This window comes from Paraburkholderia tropica (genome assembly GCF_014171495.1).
GTDB lineage: Bacteria > Pseudomonadota > Gammaproteobacteria > Burkholderiales > Burkholderiaceae > Paraburkholderia > Paraburkholderia tropica.
In genome coordinates this window covers 61,301-84,099 of record NZ_CP049137.1, presented here as the reverse complement: position 1 = coordinate 84,099, position 22,799 = coordinate 61,301, and the positions used below count along the sequence as shown (strand labels likewise).

19 protein-coding genes and 2 pseudogenes are annotated in these 22,799 nt (G+C 60.5%); 11 read left to right on the top strand and 10 right to left on the bottom strand.

What is annotated here, in order from left to right:
• Nucleotides 1–238 precede the first annotated feature (238 nt).
• A pseudogene (locus G5S35_RS30980) lies at nucleotides 239–502 on the top strand (transglutaminase family protein); the annotation flags it as partial.
• 235 nt (nucleotides 503–737) lie between these two features.
• On the opposite strand, the gene G5S35_RS30975 reads toward G5S35_RS30980, so the two are convergent.
• Both G5S35_RS30975 and G5S35_RS39715 read right to left on the bottom strand, forming a co-directional pair.
• Nucleotides 738–938, bottom strand: coding sequence for a hypothetical protein (locus tag G5S35_RS30975; RefSeq protein WP_183040356.1), 201 nt, complete (start codon nucleotides 936–938; stop codon nucleotides 738–740).
• A gap of 74 nt (nucleotides 939–1,012) precedes the next feature.
• Nucleotides 1,013–1,150, bottom strand: a complete 138-nt coding sequence (locus G5S35_RS39715; protein WP_237181880.1) for a hypothetical protein — start codon at nucleotides 1,148–1,150, stop codon at nucleotides 1,013–1,015.
• Nucleotides 1,151–2,038: 888 nt separating this feature from the next.
• Between G5S35_RS39715 and G5S35_RS30965 the strand changes: the two genes are divergently transcribed.
• The 4 genes from G5S35_RS30965 (at nucleotide 2,039) to G5S35_RS30950 (ending at nucleotide 6,389) form a co-directional block, all read left to right on the top strand.
• Nucleotides 2,039–2,440, top strand: a complete 402-nt coding sequence (locus G5S35_RS30965) for a transposase (RefSeq protein ID WP_183040354.1) — start codon at nucleotides 2,039–2,041, stop codon at nucleotides 2,438–2,440.
• On the top strand, nucleotides 2,428–2,778 hold the full coding sequence (gene tnpB / locus G5S35_RS30960) for an IS66 family insertion sequence element accessory protein TnpB (protein WP_420874556.1): 351 nt from the start codon (nucleotides 2,428–2,430) through the stop codon (nucleotides 2,776–2,778). The genes G5S35_RS30965 and tnpB overlap by 13 nt, the downstream gene beginning before the upstream one ends.
• Before the next feature lie 51 nt (nucleotides 2,779–2,829).
• The gene (gene tnpC / locus G5S35_RS30955) at nucleotides 2,830–4,380 is read left to right on the top strand and encodes an IS66 family transposase (protein WP_183040353.1); all 1,551 of its coding nucleotides are present in this window, start codon (nucleotides 2,830–2,832) and stop codon (nucleotides 4,378–4,380) included.
• 374 nt (nucleotides 4,381–4,754) lie between these two features.
• The gene (locus G5S35_RS30950; protein WP_183040635.1) at nucleotides 4,755–6,389 is read left to right on the top strand and encodes a glycoside hydrolase family 32 protein; all 1,635 of its coding nucleotides are present in this window, start codon (nucleotides 4,755–4,757) and stop codon (nucleotides 6,387–6,389) included.
• 380 nt (nucleotides 6,390–6,769) lie between these two features.
• Here the strand turns inward: G5S35_RS30950 and G5S35_RS30945 are convergent, their stop codons facing one another.
• Complete coding sequence (locus G5S35_RS30945) at nucleotides 6,770–7,780, bottom strand: substrate-binding domain-containing protein (RefSeq protein WP_183040352.1); 1,011 nt, start codon at nucleotides 7,778–7,780, stop codon at nucleotides 6,770–6,772.
• Between the two features lie 372 nt (nucleotides 7,781–8,152).
• Here G5S35_RS30945 and G5S35_RS30940 point away from each other — a divergent pair, with 372 nt between their 5' ends.
• The 5 genes from G5S35_RS30940 (at nucleotide 8,153) to G5S35_RS30920 (ending at nucleotide 15,244) form a co-directional block, all read left to right on the top strand.
• Nucleotides 8,153–8,689 (top strand): cupin, encoded by a 537-nt coding sequence (locus tag G5S35_RS30940; protein WP_202035044.1) that lies wholly within the window; start codon nucleotides 8,153–8,155, stop codon nucleotides 8,687–8,689.
• Between the two features lie 89 nt (nucleotides 8,690–8,778).
• A complete protein-coding gene (locus G5S35_RS30935; RefSeq protein ID WP_237181877.1) occupies nucleotides 8,779–9,147 on the top strand; it encodes a hypothetical protein in 369 nt (122 codons plus the stop codon).
• Nucleotides 9,148–9,207: 60 nt separating this feature from the next.
• Entirely contained in the window at nucleotides 9,208–9,954 is a 747-nt protein-coding gene (locus G5S35_RS30930) for an NADPH-dependent F420 reductase (RefSeq protein ID WP_183040350.1), read from the top strand.
• 58 nt (nucleotides 9,955–10,012) lie between these two features.
• The gene (locus G5S35_RS30925; RefSeq protein ID WP_183040349.1) at nucleotides 10,013–10,942 is read left to right on the top strand and encodes an NTP/NDP exchange transporter; all 930 of its coding nucleotides are present in this window, start codon (nucleotides 10,013–10,015) and stop codon (nucleotides 10,940–10,942) included.
• A 2,577-nt stretch (nucleotides 10,943–13,519) separates the two neighbouring features.
• Nucleotides 13,520–15,244 (top strand): GGDEF domain-containing protein, encoded by a 1,725-nt coding sequence (locus tag G5S35_RS30920; RefSeq protein ID WP_183040348.1) that lies wholly within the window; start codon nucleotides 13,520–13,522, stop codon nucleotides 15,242–15,244.
• A 104-nt stretch (nucleotides 15,245–15,348) separates the two neighbouring features.
• On the opposite strand, the gene G5S35_RS30915 is transcribed toward G5S35_RS30920, so the two are convergent.
• The 7 genes and pseudogenes from G5S35_RS30915 to G5S35_RS30885 form a co-directional block, all read right to left on the bottom strand.
• A complete protein-coding gene (locus G5S35_RS30915; RefSeq protein WP_477644654.1) occupies nucleotides 15,349–16,503 on the bottom strand; it encodes a porin in 1,155 nt (384 codons plus the stop codon).
• A 91-nt stretch (nucleotides 16,504–16,594) separates the two neighbouring features.
• Entirely contained in the window at nucleotides 16,595–17,461 is an 867-nt protein-coding gene (istB, locus tag G5S35_RS30910; RefSeq protein ID WP_183040346.1) for an IS21-like element helper ATPase IstB, read from the bottom strand.
• Entirely contained in the window at nucleotides 17,458–18,681 is a 1,224-nt protein-coding gene (gene istA / locus G5S35_RS30905) for an IS21 family transposase (protein WP_183040345.1), read from the bottom strand. Before istA ends, istB begins: the two co-directional genes overlap by 4 nt.
• Nucleotides 18,682–19,212: 531 nt before the next feature.
• Nucleotides 19,213–19,431 (bottom strand): transposase, encoded by a 219-nt coding sequence (locus tag G5S35_RS39710; protein ID WP_237181875.1) that lies wholly within the window; start codon nucleotides 19,429–19,431, stop codon nucleotides 19,213–19,215.
• Between the two features lie 153 nt (nucleotides 19,432–19,584).
• Nucleotides 19,585–20,172, bottom strand: a pseudogene (locus G5S35_RS30895) (IS66 family transposase); the annotation flags it as partial.
• A 27-nt stretch (nucleotides 20,173–20,199) separates the two neighbouring features.
• Entirely contained in the window at nucleotides 20,200–20,349 is a 150-nt protein-coding gene (locus tag G5S35_RS30890; protein WP_183040344.1) for a hypothetical protein, read from the bottom strand.
• Between the two features lie 225 nt (nucleotides 20,350–20,574).
• The gene (locus tag G5S35_RS30885; RefSeq protein ID WP_183040343.1) at nucleotides 20,575–21,219 is read right to left on the bottom strand and encodes an L-dopachrome tautomerase-related protein; all 645 of its coding nucleotides are present in this window, start codon (nucleotides 21,217–21,219) and stop codon (nucleotides 20,575–20,577) included.
• A 261-nt stretch (nucleotides 21,220–21,480) separates the two neighbouring features.
• On the opposite strand from G5S35_RS30885, the gene G5S35_RS30880 reads away from it, so the two are divergent.
• Nucleotides 21,481–22,500 carry a LysR family transcriptional regulator gene (locus G5S35_RS30880; RefSeq protein WP_183040342.1) on the top strand — a complete coding sequence of 340 codons (1,020 nt, stop codon included), beginning with the start codon at nucleotides 21,481–21,483 and terminating at the stop codon, nucleotides 22,498–22,500.
• Nucleotides 22,501–22,799: the final 299 nt, after the last annotated feature.

The window sequence follows — 22,799 nt, the reverse complement described above, 5'->3', positions numbered from 1 at the left end:
ACAGAAGGCGGCCGATGGCGCAGGTCATTGTCTTCGAGAAGGAGCGCGAGTCGGCTCGGGCTGCCAACGACTATGCACATGGCCGTGCATGGACGACGGCCGGCGTGGTCTTGGGTATCGGCGTGCTGATCGGTCGAAAACAGTGTGCCGGGTCGCCGGCTCATAGCGACACTGCCGGGCACGATGTAACCGGACGGAGCGGACTCATCACCTTCGGTTGCATGGCTCGGCGCGTTTTGGCGTCCACGCACTCTTGACCTTCGACATCGTCGACATGTGGATACATCGCTCTCTGGTCGGTTGCCAGTATCACGTCGCGCACGCGGGAGGCCGCAACTACGACACGCTGCCGGTCAACGCCTACGAGGCCGAGAGCCGTGGATTGGCGCGCTTCTTCAACATGGTACACACGCCGGACAGGGTGGACCTGGAGCCGGCCATACTGAGCCGGGAGTTGCCGTTCACGCTGGTCCTTCGACAAACGAGCCAGACGAGACGCTAAGGGAGTTTGTATCGCGCGAAGGCCGATCGGAGACGTCGGTCCTCGCGAATACGGCGGGCCTGTTCGGGTCCAGCCGGTGCGCGAGCGGCCTTGCCGGCTGCGTGCGCAGCGGTAGTCGCACGCGTCGCGCGTGAACCACCACCTAGGAAAAAACGGGATTCAGGAAGTGCTTTCTACCCAACCCAATGGCCTGGTGTCCGACGGTAGCTCAAAAGCGGTGCCGGTTCCGATGCGCTCAGGCCAGCGTGTCGCTGAACCGGCTACCGATCTGGCTCGCGTCGCCGAAGCCGGTCACTTCGATGAACTGCGTGGCAGCGCCGCTGCGACGCCGACCATGCCGCTGACGGCGCATTGGCGCGAATTCTTCACGCAGTTTGCCGACGAGGGCTTTGCCGGCCTCCACAAGCGCGTCGAGGCGCTGCGCCGTCGCGTGCATGACAACGGCATCACCACAATTTGCATGCTGATGCCAGCAAGGGGGCCACGCGCCCGTGGTCGCTCGATCTGTTTTCACTGCTCATCACGCCGCAGGACTGGGCTGGCATCGAGCGTGGCGTGCTGCAGCGTACGCGTTTGCTCAATGCGATGCTCGACGACCTTTAAGGGCCGCAAGCCATTCTGCGTGATGCGTTGTTGTGTGGTTGGCATGGGCATACCTCTCCGGAATGAGAATGCGCGCGTACCACGGCATTAACGGATGCGTATCGCCGTTTTCGAGGGACGAAAGCATGCCTGGCACGTAGGTGCCATTGCTGTGGCGGCAACTCTGCATGCTATGGGCCGGGCAGATGGTGCGTTGCGCACCGGGCGGGCAGTAAGGTGCTTCCGATTCAGCTGGGGAGGTGGTTTCAGGCCACGAACGGTGGAACCTGGAGCCGTGTTGTCAAAGGGTCATGACAGCAGCCTTGGTTTGAATGGCGCACCGGGCGGGCCACGCGGGTTTCACCTCTGACTTCGCACATTCGTAGGTTTCCGCGCGATCTTTAGCCGCACTTCGGGGAAGGCGCCAGTGTCTCCCCTGGCTCTTCACCGTTTGCCTTGCAGACGACGTACCGGTCGAGCAGCGGCGGGTACGGAAAGACGTTCGATACTCACCCAAAAGGTGCGGGCATCGAATCATATTGAAAGCATCTGGCAGCGCCCGTTATTCGACTGCTCGCCGAGGCTATGATGATGAGACAAACTTTGCTCAATATGAGCAGATTTTCGATACTGTTTAAAATATTTCGATTATTTAAAATGGAATCCTAATCAATAAAAACGGAAACGAGGCTGTGTATGTGAGAAGGTCCCGTATAGGTTGCGAACTGCATTCAGTCCCCAGCGTCGCCGAGGCTCACATCCGTCCGCTCCCGCGGCACGGTTGTCAGGGCGCGGGAGCGGTGCGCGGCCTTCACCCATCCCAGGATTTTGTCACTTGGCTTTACTATCCAAACCGGTTTGAGTTACGATGTAAGCACTCGACATGTACCGTCTGTTCGTGAGAGCGCGGCATAGGCAATCTGATTCCCATCAGATGTAATGGGAATCAGATCGATGAAGCCAGTAGTGCATGGAAGACAACCGGGATCGAGGAACTACACGAAGGAGTTTCGGGAAGCGGTTGCTGCTGAAGCGAACGATCCGAATCGTTCAATTGCCGAAGTGGCCCGTGCGCGTGGCTTGAATACCAATATGGTCGCGCAGTGGCGGAGAAGCTTACTGGAAGCGCAACGTGCAACGTCGACACCAAGCATCGCGCTGCTGCCAGTTGATGTGATCGATCTGCCATCGAAAGACGTCCCAAACCACGCTCTGCCGAAAACGCCGGATGTGTCGGCGAGCCCGGCGATGTCGCCGAGCTGTGAAATCGAGATCGCGGTTGGCAAGCGACGTATCTGCATCCGCGGCGTGTCACAGGAGTTCGCTGAACGGTATCTACGAGAGTGCCTGAAGTGATTCCGCCGAACACGCGAATCTGGATCGCGGCGGGCGTCACGGACATGCGTTCCGGCTTTAACTCGTTGGCCTCGAAAGTACAGATGGTGCTGGAGAAAGATCCGTTCTCCGGGCACGTGTTCGTGTTTCGGGGCAAGCGAGGTGACTTGCTGAAGTGCTTGTGGTGGTGTGACGGCGGCCTCTGCCTTCTCTCGAAGCGCCTCGAGAAAGGACGCTTCGCGTGGCCGCGCGCCGATGCCGGCGTTGTCGCGCTGACGAGCGCTCAGCTCGCGCTCTTGCTCGAGGGTTTCGATTGGCAGCAGCCGATCGATGCAGCGCGCCCGCGAAGCGCATTGTAAACGTTCATTACGCGTGGCGAGCTTGAGGGTGGCGTCGTGTAAGCTCACTGCATGTCTGCTGCTCCCGCCGATCTCCCCGATGACATTGACGCGCTGAAGGCGATGGTCGCCAATTTGCGCGAGCAGCTCTCGTCGCGCGCGATCGAGATCGAACATCTGAAGCTGACGATCGCCAAGCTGCGCCGGATGCAGTTTGGCCGGAAATCGGAGAAGCTGGATCGCCAGATCGAACAGCTTGAATTGCGGCTGGAAGACCTGCAGGCCGATGAAAGCTCGGCCGATATGGCCACCGCTCCTGCGTTGAAACGGCCGAGTCGCGAAGGTGTGGGCCGCAAGTCGTTGCCCGATCACCTTGAGCGCGAAGAGCGCATCCATCTGCCCGCGGACGATGACTGCCCCGATTGCGGCGGCCAACTCAAACTGCTGGGCGAAGACGTCGCGGAACAGCTCGAATACGTCCGGGCGCACTTCCGCGTGATTCGCCACCGCCGCCCGAAACTGGCCTGCGCATGCTGCGATCGCATCGTACAGGCCGCGGCACCGAGTCGACCGATCGATCGTGGCATCCCGGGTCCGGCGCTGCTCGCGCACATCGCCGTGTCGAAGTTCGCGTACCACATCCCGCTGCATCGCCAGGCAGTCATGTACGCGCGCGACGGCGTCGAGATCGAGCCGGGTGCGATGGGGTATTGGATCGGAAGCATCACGGCGCTGCTTGCACCGCTGGTCGACACCGTACGCCGATACACGTTAGCCGGCGGCAAGGTTCACGGGGACGACACGCCGCTGCCTGTGCTGGCACCCGGCAACGGCCGCACAAAGACAGGACGCCTGTGGGTCTACGTGCGCGATGACCGGTCAAGCGCTTCCGAAGAGCCGGCGGCGGTCTGGTTCACCTATACGCCGGATCGACGTGGTGAACATCCCCAGCAGCATCTCGCGCACTTCGCTGGGGTGCTGCAGGCCGACGCGTTCGCTGGTTACGCCGAGCTGTATCTCGACGGTCGCGTCCAGGAAGCTGCATGTATGGCCCACGCTCGCCGGAAAATCCACGACCTGCATGCGGTGCGTCCCAATGCCGTAACCGAAGAGGCACTGCACAGGATCGGCGCGCTCTACAAGATCGAAGAGCAGATCCGCGGCAAACCGCCCGATGAACGACGCAGAGTACGTCAGGCACAAGCGGTGCCATTGCTCGACGACATGAAGCTCTGGTCCGAAGCGACGCTCGCCACGCTCTCTGCGAAATCCGACACGACCAAGGCACTTCGGTATGCGATGAATCGCTGGTCGGCACTGGTCTATTACTGCAGCGACGGGCAGGTGGAGATCGACAACCTGATCGCCGAGCGGGCGCTGCGTGGCGTCGCGATCGGGAGGCGCAACTACTTGTTCGCCGGCGCCGACTCCGGTGGTGAACGGGCCGCCGCGATGTATAGCCTGATCGGCACGGCGCGCCTGAACGGCCTCGATCCGGAGGCGTATCTCGCTTACGTGCTCGAGCGTATCGCTGACCATCCGATCAACCGCATCGACGAACTCCTACCTTGGAGCGTGGCGCCGTTGTTGCCGTCTACCGCTCACGTCGATCCCGTCCGATAGCATCGCGGATACCCCTCCGTCAACGACATGCGCTACGGTGCTGATCGGGTGCTTACGTTACGATAAAAACCGGTTTGGATTAGGCGGAGGGGCGGGATTCTTGCGATACGGGAAGACAGGGGTATACCGTGCACCGGGCGCTCGCACGCGATATTGAAGCTGTGCCCCCCTATGCTCACGCTTCTGCGTGGTGACACCCGTGGCACCACGGTGTCTGCTGGCCGGTGTCCCGGACCCGCCTGTTGACCCTGTGCGTCACGTGTTGGTATTGCGCGAAAGCAGCCAGCGAGGACTGACGGCGGATCCAGCAATTGCGGGATGGTCTTACGAGTGCACGGATCGCCGGCGGCGTACCCTGGAGAGGATCAAGCATGATGACTGTCAACTGGGCCGGTGTGCCCGAAGTGTGGCGGGGCCGGTTCCTCGCCGCGCTTGCGTTTGCGTTTGCCATCTGTGGTTCGTCCGCAGCGGCCGAGAATGGATTACCGAAATCGATGAGAGAGTCTGGTACCCCGCAGTGGCGATCACTGCTTCACTACACACCGCAGCGCAACTGGATGAACGATCTAAACGGTCTCGTCTATTACAGAGGGATCTACCACCTGTTCTACCAGTACAACCCGGAGGGCAATGTCTGGGGCAACATGTCGTGGGGACACGCGACCAGCCGCAATCTGATCGACTGGACTGAACAGCCGGTCGCGCTTGCCGCGAATCGCTCGGAGGAAGTATTCTCCGGATCGGTCGTCGTCGACAGCCACAACACTTCGGGCCTCGGCACCGCTGCAGTGCCGCCGCTCGTGGCGCTCTACACTTCCGTATACAAGACGGGATCCGGTCATGAGCCAGGGGGACAGGCACAGTCGCTGGCATACAGCACCGACGAGGACAAGACGTGGCGGCGCTACGCGCACAATCCCGTGCTCACGCTGAACCCGGAATCGAGTCATTTCCGCGACCCGAAGGTGTCGTGGTATGCCCGTGGGGGTTACTGGCTGATGTGCGCGGTCGTTGCTGACGTACACGTCGTGAAACTCTACCGGTCAAGTAATCTGATCGACTGGACTTTTCTGAGCGACTTCACCTTGCCGGACATTCCGCATCACGGTGCGCTGTGGGAGATACCAGACCTCGTGTCATTGCCGCTTGATGGTAACCCGGCGAAGGAAAAGTGGGTGATGATTGTCAACGTCAATCCGTGGTCGATTGCTGGCGGTTCGGGTGCGATGTATTTCGTCGGACGATTCGACGGCACACGGTTTGTGCCCGACGAGGTAGCGCCCGCAGGTTCTGACGCGTCGCGCTGGCAGTGGCTTGACCACGGCGCGGATTATTACGCGGCGGGTACATTCTCTAACGTGCCGGACCGCAAAACGGTGGCGATCGGATGGATGGGTAACTGGGACTATGCCAACGACGTGCCCACAAGCCCCTGGCGCGGTGCGATGGCGCTGCCACGCGAGCTCGCGCTGGAGACTGTCGCTGGCCGGCCACAGCTTGTCTTTGTGCCGACCGAATCCTACGCATCGCTGGTGGGACGCAGCCCAACGACGCGTATTGCTCAGGTTGGGCTCGAGTCGTCCACGCAGGCGCTGCCTGCGGTGACGCGTGGTGTCGTCCAGAATATCGAACTGACCATTGAGCCAGGAGGCGCCCACCGTGCGGGCCTGGTCGTGCGCGGATCGGCGGACGGCACGACGGGTACACGGATTTTCTACGACAGTGAGGCTCAGACGCTCACGATCGACCGTTCGCACGCAGGGGAGACGTCGTTTTCGCCAGCCTACAGTCCGCAGCACATCGTGAATCTGCCACTGCATGACGGCAGGCTGCACCTGCGTGTTGTGGTCGACCGCGCCTCGGTTGAGGTATTCGCAGAGCATGGACAGGCCGTCATTACGGACCTCATCCTTCCTGCGCTCGAAGACGACCGGATTAGTCTCTTTGCCGAGAGCGGCGGCGCGACCTTTCGAGATATCGCGGTGAGCGATCTGTCGCTGGCGCACTGATTCCGGGCGCACGCACCGATTCGCCGTGAGTGCTTCGCGTTTCGGCGCGGTGCATGGCATTCGCCCAATAGCAAATAGCTAGGGGAGACCCAGCCGCATCGCCACGGTGGACGCCCGGTACTGGGCAAACACGGGCCTCAATGTGGCGGTGGGCGCGCCTTACGTGGAGGACTCGAGTCAAAGTCTGCTGCTCTCCGGTCCCATTTCCACCATGCGCTGCCAGGTGGCCCTTTAAAGTCGTGCTTCCAGCGCGTTTGCGCACACGGTGAAAATCACTCTCAACGCGGGCGGCTCCCGGCTTGATACGGGCAATGGTTACGCGGAACCGGGTTGCTCCGCGTAGTCGTGCCCGATCTCATCCGTCGGCACGAACGTCGGTTTCAATCTCGTGGAGGACCGTCCGTGTTGCCGGCCTCGATGTGCGGCACAGCGAGACGATGCTCGGGGGGGGCGCGCCGCTCGATGGCGGCAATGACCAGTGCGGCGAGCGCAAGTCCTGAGTCTCGTCCAGTGGGTTGCGAAATCGCCGTCACTGTGTACGGAATGGCGCAATCAGCGGGCACGCCGTCATAGACGATCAGCGAAATGTCCTTGCCAGGCTTGCGGCGCCGCTCCCGCAAGGCGCATAGGGCGCCAATGCCAGCAAGGTTGTTGTCGACCAGGATAGCAGTCGGTGGATTAGCACTGTCGAGCAGCGCGAGCGCGGCCTGATAGCCGGTATCCCGATCAAACGCGCCCTGGCGCACGTTTCGCGCGACGGCCTTGATTCGCGCTTCACGCAGCGCACGAAGAAAACCCTCACGGCGTTGAGAGGCAAAATTCAGTGAAAGCGGTGCCCCGATCAGCCCAATGCGCCGGTGACCAAAATCGATGAGCCGTTTCGTTGCAGCGTGAGCTCCCGCTTCATTGTCGAAGTCGAACCAGAAGTGAGGTTGCACGCTGTTCGTACGTCCATAGGCGACGAACGGGAAATCACACTCGAGCAGGAACGCGATGCGCGGATCGTCAACGAGCGTGCGCGCGACAATGAAGCCGTCGACCACACGATTGTCGACAAGCCGGCGGTAAGTGTCGAGCTCCGCGTTTTCTCTGGCGGACACGATGATCAGATCCAGGTCGCCCAGTCCTTCCGTAATGCCCGCGACAACTTCGCAAAAGCGCGGGTCACCAAGATCGCCAGCGGCGAATGGGTACACGATAGCGATGGCGTTCGCACGGCCAGTTGCCAGCTTACGTGCGGTTGCATCTGCGTGATAGCCGAGGGCCTGGGCGGCCTCGATGACGCGGGTACGCGTCGCTTCGCTTACGTCGTCATAGCCGTTTAGCGCGCGGCTTACTGTTGTCTTTGAGAGACCCAGGGAACTCGCCAAAGCCTTGAGGCTTGTTTTCATATCGGGATTGCGTACGCTCCGTCTGCTATTGCGCGCAAGAGCCGGGGTGAAACGGCCGGGCATCCAAGACCGTCATGATACTGCGATTGTCGTTCCGGAGCGACTTTTCACCGAGGCGAGACGGCCGGAGTCCGGGTGCGACTGTGCTTGCGCGGCCGCGTGGCTGATGACGTCGAAGCCAGGGCCTCGAGCGTGGAGTGCAGGGACCTGTTCGTCCGGTTGGGGGGCGACGCTCGCGCGCTACACAGCTTTCATCGACCTCGCAACTTCGATCGTCTAGGCGAAGCGGAAACTCATTCCGGAAATCCCGAAAAGTGAACGCTCCCGTTTCATGCGATCATCCCAGCGCGGCTTGCTATCGAGGTGACGGATATGGCCAATTTGCGACGCAGAAATCTCAATGTGGCGCTTGCTCTTGGCGGATTGTTTCCGGCTACGCGGGTATTGGCAGGAGATGATGATGCGGCTGACGCCGCCGGACCCCAAGTGCTCCGCTTTGAACGCAACGGATGGATTCCCAACAATCAGCGGCTGGCGGTGCTGGTCTATCGTCACGCCATTCCCGTCAATGGACCCGATCCGGCCTCCCGCTTTGAAGCGGTTTTTGCGCGGAATGGGTGGCCGCCGCAATGGCGAAATGGCATATACGATTTCCACCATTTCCATCCGGAGACCCATGAAGTACTCGGCTTTGCCGGGGGGAGTGCGCGTCTGCTACTCGGGGGGGCTGCACCTGTCGGGCGCGAGGTGAGAATACAGGCCGGTGACGTCGTGGTGTTGCCGGCTGGCACTGGCCACTGCAAGCTCGAAGCAAGCCCGGATTTTCTTGTCGTCGGCGCCTATCCGCCGGATGAGGATATCGGCATCAGTCGCGAGGCGCTGAGTGCGGCGCAAATGAAGACGCTGTAGGACGTGCAGTTTCCTCTCAGTGATCCGTTGTCTGGGCCCGATGGCGCCCTTCCAAAATTATGGAGCTGAGTTCGACGGTTATGGCAAGTATGTACCGGTTCCTGAATCTCGTTTCAATGACTTCTGTGCTGCTGCTCGCGTTCGGGGCGGCGGGGGCGCACGCGGCTGCACTCGTCAGCGACCATGATATTGGTGCAATTCTGCTGGCGCGCTGTGCGACTTGTCATTCGGCGCATCCGGCCATGATGGCCAGCGCCCCCAAAGGGCTGACGTTTGCTTCGCCGGCGGAGATTGACCGACACGCGCACGCGATTTATCGCCAGGTCGTGGAATTACGCGCGATGCCCCTTGGCAACGTTACGAACATGACCGATGCAGAGCGTCGGACAATTGCGCTCTGGTTTAATGAGCGATCGAATTCTCATCCTGTGAAGGGCGAAGGCGTACGCCCTCATTAGGTGGTGGTGCACCGTGGGTGGCATTCCTGCGCTCACTCACTGTACGGAGTGAAAAGGGCAATGTTTGGAAAACGCAGACGGTTGCTTTCGATTGCCGCGTACGGCGCAACATTGGCAGTTCTTTCGTTTTCCCCGGTTCGCGCGGCGCTCGGTGATACGGCTTCGGATACACGAAAGATTGGTGTAATCGGCTCGGGCCACGTGGGTGGCACGCTAGGCCGTCTCTGGGTTAAGGCCGGTCATGAAGTAATGTTCTCGTCACGCCATCCCGACGAGCTCGAAGGGATGGTGCACGAACTGGGTGCGGCCGCGCATGCTGGCACGCCTCGTGAAGCTGCCGGCTTCGGCGATGCGATCCTGCTCGCGGTCCCGTATGGAGCGCTGCCGCAGCTGGGCCGCGATCTCTCGCCCGTGATGGCGGGAAAGGTTGTGCTTGATGCGTGCAATCCGTACGCATTGCGCGATGGAGAGGCCGCGCAGCTCGCCACGCAAGAGGGCAGTGGGGTTGCCTCCGCGCATTTCTTTCCCGGTACCCGCCTCGTTCGTGGCTTCAATTCGATCGACGCCAGTGTCGTCGCGAGTGAGGCCCATCGTCCACCGCCCCTCGTCGCCGTGCCCCTGGCGGGTGACAATCCGGGGGCGCTCGCCGTTGCCGCAGCCATGGTGCGTGACGCTGGCTTCGATCCTGTGATAGTCGGGCCGTTGGCGGCAGCGCGCAAGTTCGAACCAGGCTCATCGCTTTTCGAGGAAGTCCTCACTGCGGGCGAACTGCGCGAACGCATCGGCATCGCGCCGGGTGGTCAGTAAGCCGTGGCAGGAGCCCGCTCGCCGTCTTTCGAACATTTTCGAAAGCTGGGAAGTTGTCATGCCGTCTGCCACTGAATCGGAAGCGCGGGCGACACGCCCGACTACGTGGCTGCGAGGCGTGCTGCATGCCTGGATACCCGTCAGGGTCGGCGAATGGCGTCCGCTCTTCTGGTGCTGGCTGTACGTGTTCTGTGTCCTGTGCTCGTACTACGTTATCCGGCCTATTCGTGACGCGATGGGCATCGATGGGGGCGTGCGCAATCTTCAGTGGCTGTTCTCGGCGACGCTCATATGCATGTTGCTGGCAAATCTGCCGTTCGCAGCGCTTGCGCGGCGCCTAACGCGCGCGCGCTTCATTGCGGTTGCCTACCGGTTCTTTATCGTCAACCTGCTTGTGTTTGCCGTCCTGTTGTCACTCGGAACGCGCGGGCAGAGCATCTGGATTGGCCGGGTCTTTTTCGTCTGGGTATCGGTATTCAACCTGTTTGTCGTGTCGGTCTTCTGGGAACTGGTCGTCGACGTATTCAACGATGATCAGGGCAAGCGACTGTTCGCGCTGATGGCGGCTGGCGCGACGCTAGGAGCGATTGTTGGCGCAACTGTGACGGCTACGCTCAATCATCTTGTGGGGCCAGTCGGGCTGCTCGTGATTTCGGCAATGCTGCTGGAAGTCGCGCTCAGATGTGTGCGGCACATTGCGCCCATCTACGCGCGAGACCAGCACTTTCGCAGTCAGTTCACCGCTATAGGTGGTACGGTGCTCGCCGGTATATCGCGGACTATTCACTCACCCTACCTGATCAACATCTGCGTCTACATGCTGCTGTTCTCGATGGCTTCCACGACGCTTTATTTCGAGCAGGCTAACGTGATCCATCGGACGTTCGCAAGCGGTGCTTCCCGGGTAACGTTTTTCGCCACACTCGATCTCGTCGGCAATGCGTTGACGTTACTGCTCCAGATTCTTCTGACAGGGAAAATTGTTTGACGGTTCGGAGTGCCATTGACGGTGGCGCTCATTCCGGCGATGAGTGCCGCGGGGTTTGTCTTTGTTGCGCTGTCACCAGGTTTCGGGACGGTCGTGGCATTCTCGTTGCTGCGTCCCGCCGGGAACTTCGCGATTGCGCGGCCAGCCCGGGAAATCCTGTTTGCGAAGCTTGATCGCGAGGATAAATATAGGGCAAAGAGCTTTATCGATGCCGCCGTATATCGTGCAGGAGATCAGAGGGGGGCGTGGGCGTATGCGGGATTCGAGTCGGTCGGGGGCTCGGGGCGGTATGGCGATCATTGCGGCGGTGCTTTCCCTGTTCTGGCTGGTCAACATTCTGTAGCTCGGCAGGCGCCAAGAGCCATGAGCGTGGCGGCAGTGGAGTCGTTCCGCTCGATGAGTGAGCGGCGTTGCTCTTGCCCCGTTGGGACTGGTGAGTGACGGTTCTCTTTGTTGGGCATAACACGCGCTACTGGAGAGCGGTATTTGTTTGTCACTGTGCATCATGCGTTGCCGGAGCGATTGCTCACAGCTTGCTCGTGCCTGGACGCGTACCGGTAAATTGAAGGGCCGTCCCGCTTTTGCGGTGCGGTCAGCGAGGCTCGCTGGCATGCGTGGTGGCGAGACGAGCCGCTGGAGAATGAGATGGGAGATTGGGCGCCGGTTGACCTGGCGATCCCGGACGGAACGCCGTGTGAACTCCGGTTCGACAACGCAATAGAGTGCTACGAAGATGCGGGCCCGTTCTTTTTGCACGACGATGGGCACTGGTATCGGATTGAGCCCCCCATGCAGGTTGCTGACGTGCCGACACACTTTCGCCCGCTTTCATGGCTTTTGCAATTGTAGTGTCCGGTCGACGTGTTGTGTTTCAGTGAATGGTGGAGATTGTAGACTCGTCGCCTCAGCCCAGCGCGGTGTGACGAAAGTGCAGCCGGGCATGATGTGCGTCAATGGGCACGGCGACGGACACGGGGCGCTCGCAGAAAGCTACAGAGGCGATGTGTTTTTTAGTGCGGTTCGAAGACATCAGGCCCAGGCAGTTTGCGCGCGCTCAGTCAGCCTGCCGCGAATGGCTTGGGGCTGGAGAGGGCACCTGAAGCAGTGTATACGGGCGTTTCGCACTCGCGCAACCAGCCCGTCAACGCGGGCCCTGGTATAACGGCGTAGTTCCATGGCGTCGATCTAGCGCAGTGCAATCTCATCGGACTCTTGATGAACGGCATGCGAATGCTTTACTTCTTGCGGACGATCGTCCGGTGATCTCGCTGTCGCTGTTAGCGCTTGTGTTGTCGCTGCGTTCTAATGTGCCGAAAGGCCATATGTTCTACGGCTGAACTGAGCTGCGCTGCGCGATATCGGTCTGCTGTCCGAATGACGCAGTACTGATTTCATGGAGTGTTTCGCTGACCAGATTGTGGTGGCGAGTAGGTCGATAATGCGTTCGCACGCGTAGGTGCCAAGTTTCCTTGTCAAGCATGAGGGCATGTGTTTTCAGGCCGGAACTGGATCTGTCGCGTACCCACTCTCATGGCGGGTGATGGTCCACTCCGTTTGCCACACGGCGACCAGCAGGGCCACGTTGGCCATAACATTCATGCGTTCGCCGCCTCGAACCTAAAGAACCATGACTCGCGCGAAGGTGATTCGGAATTGGGTCGAAAGGATGCGACCAATTGTCGCGCCGCATCTAGGTCGTGCCCGCCAAACGCGGACTGTTGATGAAGCCCTGTCGTCGGGTGTCACAGCGAAAGGTTCTATCGGGGTGGACGCCTGATCGTGGGTTACGCGTTTCGCCGGATAGCTAGGGGGCCGGACCTTCGCGCGTAGTAGTGGAATGCGATACGACTGCGCATGAATCCATGGGAGCGTGGGAGTTTGTAAAACCGGTTTGAAAGGTCATCCAAACCGGTTTAGTATATCTCCGCCTATTGCTGTTTCTTCGAGGCACCTTACCGTGACGTAGACGACATGCATTTCGGGGATTTGGACCGGATTACCCACTCAATCGGCCGACGTCGGGAATCGGGGGACTTCTTCCATCATGCCTGATTACGGGCCGGTGACGCAGACGCTCCGGAATTTGGCGTGCGACTGCACGAAACTCGAATCGTGCTGGCGGAGGCGCAGGTCACGCGGCGGATGCCTCTGGCTGCTCGGGGCGCGTCAAATTGCGCAAAGGAGAAGTAGTGCGGTTATCCCGTGCTTCTGGATGGTGCGATCTGCATGGTGCGTGCCGAATTTCCACGTTATGCGGCTGCGGTCGATGTATCAGAATCTGGCGAATGAAACAAGCCGGTCGGCATGCCGATGGTCTGATCGTCGACAGGAGAGTGGCTGCACTGGAACCGCGATCTCGCCGATCACTCACTGCAGTCAGCATGCAAACGGGCTTCAGTTCTAATCAGTAATGCCGTAAGTGTAGTTACAGGGCAAAAAGGAAAAAACAGTGCTGTAACGTTCACTGAAAGGGCACATACCTCGATGGCGTTTATATGGAAATTTCCTGCTGGCAACCGCGCTCAGCAAGCGAAATGCAATCCGGCACAATTCGCCGGGTGTTAGGCGGCGCAAGACGTGGACAGCAACGCTTTTTTTCGGACGCGGATCAATCGCCTTCTATGGTTAGGTGCGGGCGCGGTCATTGTGCTTGCCGGCCTGCTCGCGACGAGCATACTGCTGCATCTGTATCGTGGCTTTGAGGAGGCTAGGCGGGATGTCACGCAATTCGGTCGGTTACGCCTTGTGCTCAATGTCGCAAACGCCATTTCCGCCGAGCGAGCTCCATCGAACATTCTGATGGACAGTAACCTCGCGTCGCGCGCCGGCGCTCGCGCCGCAGTCGAGCGTGCCCGCGCCGAAACGAATAACGGGTTGCGTCTCGTGGCGAGCGGTAATGTGCCGGCGAGCCTGATCAGGGATGTAGCACAAAAATTGGCGGTTGCACGCGGCCTCGTCGATGGGAGCACGGGCCTTACGCGGCCTCGCTACATCGATGTCCAGCGCGCAATCGATGCAATGTTTGCGGCATATGATGCCTATCGGGCGGTCGTGAACTGGCAGGGTCGCGAACTACTGCGCTCGAATCCAGGCCTGAACGCGCCGGTCATGCGGGCGCTCATACTTTGCGCGCTCAGGGATGACGCTGGCCGCCTCGGGTCGCAGATCGTGGCGTCGCTCGTCGCGGGTATCCCGGTCCCCTCGCAGAACATCAACGCATTTCATATGATTCTCGGCCGCGCGAAACAGCAGTTCGACCTGCTCGATTTCGAGCAGTCTCACGGTGGTAAAAGCGCTGCATTGACCGCTCTGGAGACCGCTGCCAAGGCGGAGTTCACTGGCGACGGCGAGCAGCTCATGACGCGTCTGATTTCGGAAGGGGCAGCAGAGGGGCAGTACACACTTGACGCCACGGCATTCACTCAACGCTATGTCGCAACGCTGGGGCCGCTCGAGGCATGGCGCGGCGCCTGGATCGACCAGCTCGTGTCCGACTATACCGAGGAGGCACACAGGGCACTGATACAGTTCTTCACCGTGTTTTTCATTGCACTTTCGATCGTCGTCGTGATCGCGGGTATTGCGGTGTCTATTCAGGTGTATGTGTTGCAGCCCTTGCTCGAGGCGAGCGAAGCCGTGATCGGCCTTGCCGACGAGCAGCCGCTCACTGGCGTGCGGCGGCATCGTGCTGTCCAGGAGGTGGAGACACTCTTTGAGGCGATCAGACGTCTTGAGTCGAGATTGGGCGAGCGCTCGGCGCACGCGCGCCAGCTCAAGCATCTGGCGGAGACGGACCATTTGACGAAGCTGCTGAACCTGCGGACATTCGAGGCGCGAGGGAAACCGAGGATCGCGCCCGCTGGCGCTGCCGGTCGCACTTTTCTTATCCTGCTCGACGTTGACCATTTCAAGTCGATTAACGACCGGTACGGCCATCCGATGGGTGACTGTGTGCTGGCTGGCGTGGCTGAAGCGCTTTCGAAGAGCGTTCGACCGGGCGACCTTGTAGCACGCGTCGGAGGGGAGGAGTTCGGGATCTTGTGCGACGCACAGGATGCAGCGAGCGTGCAGGCACTCGCGCACCGGCTGCGGCTCGTTTTGCGCCGGCTGGAGCTACGAACCGCCGACGGAGAGCTCGTCCCGGTTACCGCTAGTTTTGGCGTCGCTGAGGCCACGGGGGTGACGTGGCGTCAGCTGGTGTCGCGTGCTGATGTCGCCCTGTATGCAGCGAAGCTGGCGGGGCGCGACCGTGTCCACTTTGCAGAAGACGGGGCGTCTTCGAATGAGGATTCAGACAGCTAGCCGCGACAGGGCCGGACAAGGGCCATCAGGTGGCATCAGGCCTCACGAAGAGGCCCGCAGCGAAGCCGGTTTTGAACGAACCCGGATGCGGGTCCTGCAGTCGGTCAGAACCGGTGAATCATGCCCAGGCGGTAGACCATCTGGTTCACTCCTGAAGACGCACCCGCCGAGGCGTCCACAATCTGTGCCTCGTCGAAACTCGTTCCGGTGCGGGCGCTCACGACATGCTGCCAGGCGCCCTGCAGATAGACGGACGTGCGCTTGCTCAGGTCATAGTCGAACATCAGGCCGAGCTGGTGCCACTTGGGCACAAATTTCGTGTCGGATGCATACAGATGCGCCATCGTGAACGTGTAGGCCGCGCCCAGCCATAGTGCATGGGTGAAGTAGTACTGCGCGTTGAGTTCGAAGTTGTCGAATTTCCACGAATTCCACGTTGCGCCATTCTGCAGCGTGGTGTTGTCCATCCATACATTGCTGACGGGGTTATAGACATCGACATGGGACCACGCGGCGCCGACGAGCACGTGGGTAAACTGGTACGAGGCCGCTACCCCAATGTCCTGCTGTGACGAGCCGTTGAAGAGGTCGCCACTGTTGACCGCGCCGCCTGACGCAAGCCCCGGATTGTTGAGCTTCAGATAAGACGCAGCCGCGGTCAGGTTGCCATTCTGGTAGTTTAGCGTGGCGCCCCATACGCGATTATTCGAGAAACCGCTTGGCTGGTTGCTGAAACCGTACATGGCTTCTGCAGTGAGCCCGCGGTAGGTCGGGCTGACATATTTGACGGCATTGTTGACGCGGAAATCCCAGTCCACATTGTCATTGTCGAACGGGTGGGTATTGATGTCCCCAGCCCAGTTTCCGGCTGCCGTGATACTGCCGAAGCCGAGCGCGTCAACGCTGGTGTCGTACTGGCGCCCGAGCGTGAGCGTGCCGTACCGCGAGGACGACAGACCCACGAACGCCTGGCGGCCGAACATGCTCGAATCCTGACCCAGCTTGCCACTGTTCACGTTGAAACCGTTTTCCAGCTGGAAGATGGCCTTGTCCCCACCGCCAAGATCTTCGCTGCCTTTCAAGCCCCATCGGCTGCCGAATGTGTCACCGCTCGACATTTGCCATGCTGTATGACCGCCTGCATTGCTCGTGAAGTTGAGACCTTCGTCAATCAGCCCGTATAGCGTCACGCTATGCTGTGCGTGCGCTGCGCCGGTGAACAGGAGGGCCGGTACCCATACGAACCAGGATAGTTTCATCTGTTGGTATTTCATTGATTCCTGTCAACGTCGGACTTAATTTCCTCAGAATCGTCGAAGTAAATTTCCCCACCCTGTGTATTTGCGGTGATCAGCCGCTGAATGGATCCGGTGAGCTCTTTCGGGGGCGACCCGGGCGTCGGTTAGCAGGTTCGGCCGGTGCCGGGTTTAGGGCGGATAGTCGGTTGCGCAGGTGGTCAGGCAGGAGATCGGCATGCTCCCGCAGCCGGTACGACGAACTTTCAATCTGGACAACAATCGCGTGATGCAGCAACCTGTCGAGCAGCGCCGCTGCGACGACTGTGTCACCGAAGACCTCGCCCCATTCGCCGAAGCTGCGATTGGACGTGAGGACGATGGCGCAGCGCTCGTAACATGCGTTGACGAGCTGGAAGAACAAGTTGCCCCCGTTGGAGCCGATCGGCAGATAGCCGATCTCGTCAACGATGAGCAGACTGTTGCGCGCAAGAAAGCGCACACGCTGGGCGAGGTTGCCTTCGCGTTCGGCCTTCGCCATCGAATTGACGATTTCTGCCAGTGAGCCGAAGTACACGCTCTTGCCGGCGCGCACCGCTTCGACACCTAGCGCAATGGAGAGGTGTGATTTGCCAGTTCCTGGCGGCCCGAGGAAGTGGACCGTCTGGCGTCGTTCGATGAACTCAAGTTGCGCAAGCGTCATGATGCGATCGCGATCGAGACTCGGCTGGAAGCTGAAGTCATATCCGGCGAGCGTCTTGACGGTGCCCAGCCTCGCTGTCTGCAGCGCCATGCGGATGCGCCGCGTCTCGCGCGTCGTGAACTCCTCGCCCAGCAACGTCTCCAGTACTTCGAGCATCGAGCTGTCGCCCTGTTCGAAACGCTTCAAGGTGGCATCCAGCGCTTCAAGCGCACGCGGCATACGCAAGCCAACGAGGTAACGCTGTATCCGTTCGACGGTTGAGATTGGAACGCTGTTCATGCGCGCCTCCCGGCATCAGCCAGACGCCTGGCCACCTGATCGTAAAACGACAGCGGCCGACGTCCGACACCAGTCGTGCCCGACGATACGTCGCGCGCCGCCTGCTGCCTGCGCTGGCCCGCGCTCCGATGGCCAGGCAGCAACGATGTTCGTCGCCGGCCTTCCAGCACGGGGTGCACTGCGAGCAGTTCGCCGTCCTCGTAGATGCGGATCTCGTGAGCCAGACTATGGACGTCGAGCGTGCGCCTGCGGGTGCGGTCGGGCACGCTATAGTAGTTGCCGCCGACCGAGACCAGACCTTCGTGGCTCACGCGCCGCTCGAGTCTGATGACGCCATTGAAGACGCCGGCAGGCAACACCTGGAGCGCGGGGCGTTCCTCCCGGAAGTGCTGCATGACAACGCGATGCGTCGTGCCGTGTACTCGTGAGTTGGCCACCGTGTCGAGCCAGTTGCGCAACTGGCGGTTCAGATCGGCGAGATTCTGGAATCGTCGTGCGAGGAAGAAGTCCTGCCGGATATAGCGATAGGGGCGTTCGACCTTGCCCTTGGTCTTGGCGCGATACGCCTTGCACGCACGCGGAGCGAAACCATAGTGCTGTGCAAACGCGACCAGCTTCGCGTTGTAGACGATGTGCTTCTCGACTTCGCCCAGCACCGCTGCCTTCATGCGGTCGTACAGCACTTCGCGTGGCACACCACCAATGTGCTCGAACGCTTCCATGTGGCAGCGCAGGACGGTCTGCAGGTCCTGATGTTCGACGAAACGCCCCCACAGATAGCGGCTGTGCCCGAGCACAATCGAGAACAACCAGATTGAGCGTCGCTGCCCCGGTACATCGTCGAACTCAACATTGAAGTGTGCGAAGTCTACCTGCGCCTGGTGGCCAGCTGGAGTCTCAAAGCGCACCTCGAAGCCACGCTGTCGCGGTGGCCGGACTTCCCGAACCAGGTCGCCCAGAGCTGTTCGACCGCCTGCGTAACCCATGGCCTGAATCTCCCGCAGCAGCCGCTCGATGCTCAGGTCCGGGTACTCACGCACACGCTCGGTCACATAGTGAACGAACGGGTCGATGACGCAGGGTCGCGGTGCACGTGGACCGTAACGCGGCGCCTGCACACCACCCTTGATGTATTTGCGAATGGTCTTGCGGTCCATACCCAGTCGAGCGGCGATGGCCGAGATGCTCAGCCCCTGCCGGTGCAATTCCAGAATCGTCATAACCTCTCCCAGCTCGATCACCGACACCCCCTCGACGGATCCGTAGTGGGATATGGTCGGTGATCGGGAGGGCGCCGCCGCTTACGCGGCGGCGCCAGACAAAAACTGGGGAAAATTACTTCGACGAAAATGAGGAGTATCTATCCGACGCTGACAATTCCCTCTGACGGTGTGGCGGGATTGTCTGCGCTGGACTGATTCTGGTTTCGGACCGCTATCCAGTCGTAGCGGACGACGCAGTGTAGGTAGAGGGAAAAATGGTGACCGTAGTGAAGGGCGCAATACTGATTTTCAGGAAACGAAAGCGACGTGTACCGCCAGACACCATGTGGACGGGGCGGCCATTCGCGAATCTTCCGCATGCCCGGACATGCTGGAGTGCTGTTGTTTTTTTGTTTCTCTAATTGACGGAAAAATTTGATCTGCATACCAGATCAATGATCGGCACTCGTTCCACGACAGAGTTTGCGTTTCCATCCGCCCAGGTTACCAGGTCTGAGCTGAAGTTCCTAACACGGTCTAAGTCGTGGTTCAGCGTGTAGTTGATGCAGACTTCGCGCCTTGCGCTTGCGACTCTACCGGAGCTGACACAATGACCTCCGTCGGCGCGTCGCTGAGCAATACGACCGGAATGAGCCCGGCAGATCGAGCTTGCTGATCGGCCAGATATCGCCGCCGCCAGGTGAACAACATGTTCGCGTTGATGCCATTCTCCTTGGCTAGCTTCGCGACGGATACGCCAGCTTGCAAGCTGCTGCTGCCAGTCGCTCACGCAGCTCCCGTGGGTAGTTCGGGCGCCCCGTCCGGGAACCAGGCTTCTTCTCCGCAGACTGTGTCAAAGTGGTGCCCATCAGATTGGAAGTGATGGGCATCACTTTGATGTCGCCCTCAGCCACCGTCTATAACGGCCGGCACGAGCCGCTTACCTTTCTCCTGCCGTATTCGCAGTCGTTCGGTAGCAGGCCTGCCGCGAATGGAGGCCTCGATGTCGTAGAGCCCGCCGATATATTCGAGTGCCTTCTGTGTTGTGTCAGATGGTGTGCGCACGTGAATGTCGTAGAACTTTCTCCTCGTGTGGGCATGGCAAGCAGCCTCGCGTATCGAGCCATCGCGGAACAATTCGTCGAAGCCAGCGTAAGCATCCGCTTGCAGGATCCCTTTGAAGCTGGCGAGATGGGTTTGAGGATGGATGCCTTGGCGGTTCGGCGAGTACGCGAACCAGACCGAAGCCGGTTGCGTCGAGCCCGAGCGATGATCGTCGCGCACGTAGACCCACAGCCGGCCGGTGCGGGTCTTCCTGTTGCCCGGTGAGAGCACCGGGATCGGCGTGTCATCCGCGTGCAGCTTGGTAGCGGCCACGGAATAGCGGCGCAGCGCCTCTGTTAGCGGGGCGCACAGTGCCTCACACTGGCCAATGCAGCGGCCCATGTTGGCCCGGTCAAGCGTCACGCCGTCGCGTGCCGCGATCGCCGATTGCCGGTACAGCGATGTGGCGGGGACTACTCTGGCAACTTCTGGTCAGACCGTCGAGACGGTATGGTGGACTCGCTTACATTGCAGCGGAACGCTATCCCCTTTTACGACGGCCTGTTGATGCCCGCTCGTGCCGACCAAGGTGGCGGTGGTGACCGAATAGCCGCGCTGCTCGCACAGTTCGACGGCTTTCACGGCAAGCTCGTTCGCAACCCGCCACGCCAGCTTTTGCGTTGTCACAATGCTGCCATTTGCCGGCGCAGCGCATACCGATGCGCATGCGAGTAAGACGGGGAGGCAAACGCACAGCGTACGATGCGGTTTCGGGACCAGCAGTTTCTGTATTTCATGAAGATCTTCTTGGTGCGTGATGGGGGACGGCAGGTCCCGCAGCCTGAGGAGCACGGGCCACCCGCCAGGCTATCGGTCGACTGACGGCGCTGCATCAATGGGCGCGCGAATCAGCAGATAGGGTGGCTGGCGCAGATCGTGCCCGCCGTTGAAACCCGGCAGGCGGTTCCATTGCCCCAGGGTCACATACACGTAGTGTCCGGCAACGAAGATCGCGTCGGGCCAGACGAGGCGTGGATCCCGGACGACGACATCGAAGTGCCCGTCCGGATAGCGGCGCAGGACCTCGTCGTGCTCGGAGTCGGTGGTGTAGATGCGGTTATCGCTGTCGGTTGCGAGCCCATCGGCGGTACCTTTTTCACCTTCGTTGCTCACTGCGGCCGAGAGCTGCGAATCGCTCGTGTCGAAATTGGCCAGCAAGTCGGTCGGGATGCTGTAGAGCCGCCTGCTCGACAAGGGGCTGTAGTAAAGGCGGGAGCTGTCCGCGCTGAGCGTGACGCCATCGACGCCGCCGACGGGAAACGTCGGGTGCTGCGCATCGTATCTCAGTGGCCGGCCTTCCAGCACGGTCATGAAACCCAGCTCGGGTTGCGTCGACGGATCGTGTGCAAGAACGCGTCGCTGCCGGCCGGTGGCGAGATCGACAACGACGATTGCAGGTGAGGTGCCGAATGACGAGTCCGCGATATAGGCGGTGCCTAGTTCTTGGGCCATAGAACCGCGCCACGACTTCGAGCGCCCCGGCGCTCACGCCGCCTCCATCATGGGTGTCCGTGACGCCCGGCAGGGGAGCGACCTGGGCGGTGGCGAGTGCGGAGAGCGTGCTTGCCAGCACTCCAGCCAACCATCGGCGAGATGTCGTCATTCTCATAAAGGAACCGGTTCCATGTTAACGTGTTCCTTAGTATCTATAGGAAGACGGCGGCAGGTAAGCCATCTGATCCGGAAACTTCTTACGGAAATGCCGAAAGACAGATGCGCGACTTCAGCGACATGCAGGTGTTTGTGGAAGTGGCCAAACTGGGGTCATTGTCGGCTGCGGCGCGCAAGCTTGGGCTCGCGACTTCGGTTGTTAGCGAACGTATCGCCTCCCTTGAAGCGCGCTTCGGTGTCAAGTTGCTCGTGCGCACGACGCGCCGCCAGTCGCTCACTGATGCGGGGCAGACGTGGCTTGCGCATTGCGAGCGCCTCCTCGCAGACTTCCTGATGGCGGAGCAGGCCGTGCTGCGTTATTGCGACACGCCCCAGGGCGTGCTGCGCGTCACCGCACCCACGCCGCTTGGGCGTCGCTGCATTGCTCCGCTGCTCGGTGAGTTTGCTGCGCGCCATCCCGGCATCCGGGTCAGCCTGCTGTTGGACGACAGGATGTCAGACATCGTTGCGGAAGGATTCGATGTGGCAATAAGGGGTGGCCCGATCACGGATACGTCCCTGGTTGGCCGCGTGATTGCCACCTCAAGGCGGGTCGTTGTCGCGAACCAGGCCTATCTTGAGCGCCATGGCGTGCCGCAGACACCGGGCGAACTGCGCAACCACGTGTGTATCGTTCACAACCCTGACGGCAATCTGTCTGCGACGTGGCGATTCGGACGCGGGGATACGGCGCAAATCGTTCGGATCGAAGGTGCGCTTGCGAGCAACAATTCGGAATTGCCCGTGCTGTGGGCTCGTACTGGCCTCGGACTGACGCAAAAATCGTGGTGGGAAGTCACCGCAGAGGTGGAACGGGGCGAATTAACGACAGTCCTCGATGCATTCGAACCGGAGCCCATTGCGTTTCTCGCGTTACACCCAGTACAACGCTCGCAGTCCAAGAAAGTCGATTTGTTCATTGACTTCCTGGTTGCTGCTTTCACGACAGGACTATCATCAATGCGGAGCAGTCGTGACTGCGCACTTCTTCCAATGCAATGCGCCTGTGCGTCAGTAGCATATGACGAACGGCCGCCGGCGCCATCAAGGCCTTCCCAAAAATCAGGTTCGGAACGGGGGTAGAGCAATGATGCACGTCCCGTGTTACTGGCGATTGCCGCGGAACATCCCGCGCTGGAACTGGACGGGAGCCGGACTCAGGTCGAGGCCGGCATTGACCTAGTGATACGCATTGGATCGCTGCAAGATAGCGCAACGTCCGCCGCTAAACGGTTGGGCATCGCAAGCGCTACTTGTCGCCCATCCCAACTAACTGGCGCAGCACGGTCAGCCGCATACCTTGGCTGAGCTGAGCCGACACACCGCCTTACCTTCGGCAGCCGAGGTCAGGGCCGACCTTGGCATTTCGTCCATAGCCCGGG